This window comes from Streptomyces populi, assembly GCF_002911015.1.
In the GTDB taxonomy this organism is placed as follows: domain Bacteria; phylum Actinomycetota; class Actinomycetes; order Streptomycetales; family Streptomycetaceae; genus Streptomyces; species Streptomyces populi.
On the sequence record NZ_KZ627071.1, the window covers coordinates 1 to 2,916 of the forward strand.

At 56.0% G+C, this 2,916-nt stretch carries 1 protein-coding gene; it reads right to left on the minus strand.

The window, feature by feature from the left end:
* Positions 1-329 precede the first annotated feature (329 nt).
* Positions 330-2,648, minus strand: coding sequence for a hypothetical protein (locus tag CW362_RS43695; protein WP_162684446.1), 2,319 nt, complete (start codon positions 2,646-2,648; stop codon positions 330-332).
* Positions 2,649-2,916: the final 268 nt, after the last annotated feature.

Sequence of the window (2,916 nt, forward strand, 5' to 3'; positions counted from 1 at the left end):
ACCAGCGCCAATCCCGGCCTCCTGCCACACGCCGCAACGACGTGCACAGAAAAGCCGATCACGGCCACTGTCAACCATCAGCTGGGATCGAACTGTCAAGCATCACCCGGGATCGGACAGCCGCACGATCACGACGTGATTCAAACTTTCTCTACCTCATCAAGGCGGCTTGCTCCGCTCCCCGCACGCGGCCCGGCCCCCGGCCGGGCCTGCGCTCCTGTCTCCGCCCCGCTCCAGCCCGGCCGGCGTCCGTGCCACGCGTATGGCGATCAGCCGCCTGACGTCAGAGAAGGGGTAAGTCGCGGCTGGGGCGGTCCTCACCCGCCGCCTTACTGAACTCGCCAGGTTGGTACAAACTTCCACTCGTCGCCGTCCCACTGGTGCCGGGCATCGAGCAATCCGATGTTTCTCCGACACGACTCCAGAGCCAGGCCAGACAACCTGGTGCCAGGGTCTTGCCATTCCCAAGGGCTGTCATCATGAAACTGAGGAACGGACAAATTCTTCCCCGTCAGGACGATCGGAAGAATTGGCAAAATGCGCGGACTGAAGGAACTCGGGATGTTCTCACAAAACGCCTTTAGGGCATCCACGGTCTCATCTGGAAGCTCATCTCGGAGAGTGGCGACCATGATATAGCAATCGATATTCTTGGCGCGCAGATGACTCTGCAGGAAACGCAAGTGTTCCAGATCTTCCGCCGTCACCGAATCCATGTAACTCTTCACCTCGCCGATAACGATCAGAGGTGGGTGACTTTCGGCTAGCGCCATGACAACGTCGACTTCAAACTTCCCGTGAGGTGAGTCAACGGAAACCCCTAGTGCGTAGGGGTAATTTGCGGAAGTGCTTCGATATCCACTCAGGATTGATACGGTTGCCATGACTGGCAGCGTCTCACCGAGCCGATCGGGTGCAATATTTCCTGCGATCTTATAGGACCAATCATTACGCACATGCATCCCCAGGGCCAGGCCTAGAGGGAATTGCGCTCCGCACAACTCGCAACTGAATTCTGAGCGCAGATCTTCCGGAGATACCGTCATTTCCACAGTGCACTCAGGACAACGAATTGGAAGAAATGGTTGGAGTGCCTTGCGAGCAAGGAGATGACGGATTACAAGTGCCGGGTATTCATCACGAGAAGTGCCCGAAAGGACACCCGGCCACGCACCGCGTTGCCTCTTGGCGTAGGACAAAAGAGCAGCGAATGGCAGACCTGCATGGGAAGCTGAAGCTTTCATGAGGGCAGTTCGGACAGACGGCTGATTGGCCACGTAGCTGTAGCTTCCGCCGAGCTTTTCGATCAGTCGAGTAGAAAATTTTCCGTTGCCCGTTTGCTGAAATTTCCAGCCCTCTCCATTCATTAGGGTTTCAATAATGGACGTCGCATTCACCGCCCTGACTGATACGGTCCTATCGTCAGCTCGCACCGCTACGGCCCGACCATCATCCGTTGCGCGATGAATTCTCTGAGTAAGGAATTCCCTGGCATCAACCAGCGGTGAAAGCTCGCGCGCGGCTGGCATGGCGACAACCATATCCGGAGCCAGGCCAGTTACTGAGTCAAGGGAAATATCTGCGACCAGAAACCCAGGCTCATGCCCTCGACGCCACCGGGCGCCGTCGAGATTGGGGATTGGCACGTCAAAAACCCGCCCACGGGAACTCTCTGCTCTGAAGAACTCGCCAAACTCGGTGTGGAATGGATGCCTACCTCGCCAGCTGTGAATGAAATCCTCACCGCTGGTAGCCCTGAAGGAGATTCCTCTGGTTTGCAGTTCGGTTTCGAGGGCGACAGGAATTACATCCACACCCTCGGGCAAGTGAATTGAAATGCACGGCCCAAGATCCACTCCATCCCCACGAATTGAATGGCGGATGAGTCGTCGCTGTAGGACTCTATTCAGCCATTCGCTAACTGATGAGTGAGAGGCTGGGTCGTGACCAACAACCCACGGGTGCACATGCAACCCCGATGCGCGAAGATTCCAGAACTGGACAATGTCTCCAGCATTGTCAGGGCGAACAACAACAACGCCATGCCCGTGCGCCTCTCCTCGATAGGCAATCTCCCTAGATGTGACCTGGATCGGAGAAATTTCCTCAATTTCACCCGTGCGAGCGACGAGTTCCCCGCTCCCTAGGGTGCAGGTTCGCGATTTTGCGCAAAATGCAGATCTTGCCAGTTCTCCTACAGTGCCATCATCGTAATCTCCATGGAGGGCCAATAGTACGCTTTTTAGGGGGTTCTCATCTTCCCACTGGTAATAGGTGAGCTGGGAGCCATTTAGCGTGTCGCCGATAAGCCAATCAATGCTCTGAATATGTCCCGATCCGTATCCGACTTGGTTGCTAAATGGCCCCCACTCTGCGCCTCCTTGCCACCTGTAGCCCACCGAGCGAGAGAGTCGGTCCGATTCAGTATGACCATCGACGGCATAGAGTGCGTCCACGTCTAGCTTTGATGCCAAGGAAAGGGGATTTTCGCAGGTAGGGTCGATGAATGGGAAGTACATCCCGCCCCACGCAGTCGTTGCCAGCTTGATTGATTTCGTCAAAGAATCAAGTGTGGGCTGAAACACTAGTCCGATTCGAACCGGCCGCAGGAAGATTTGTCCCGCGATTTCTGCTGTCCCAGTTCCCATATTGAGTCTCCTTGTGATGCAGTTACTATCACTGCAACAAGACTTACCAGATTCCATGTTTGCGGATGCCAGAAATCGCAAATCCGTAGACGTAGCATCTCTCGACGGGGTGCCAAGGTCGGCTCCTGCCCCTCGTTCGCGCCGTGGCGCTAGGGTCCGTCTTCAAACGGATCTTGCCCAGAGCAGGAATGACGCGAGACTGACCGCTGCTTCGTAGGAGGTGGCGGTCTTGTCATACCTGGTGGCGATGCCGCGGAAGCCTTTGAGA

Coding starts and splice junctions, on each gene's coding strand:
- CW362_RS43695 (WP_162684446.1), bottom strand. CDS start 2,648: ATGGGAACTGGGACAGCAGAAATCGCGGGACAAATCTTCCTGCGGCCG.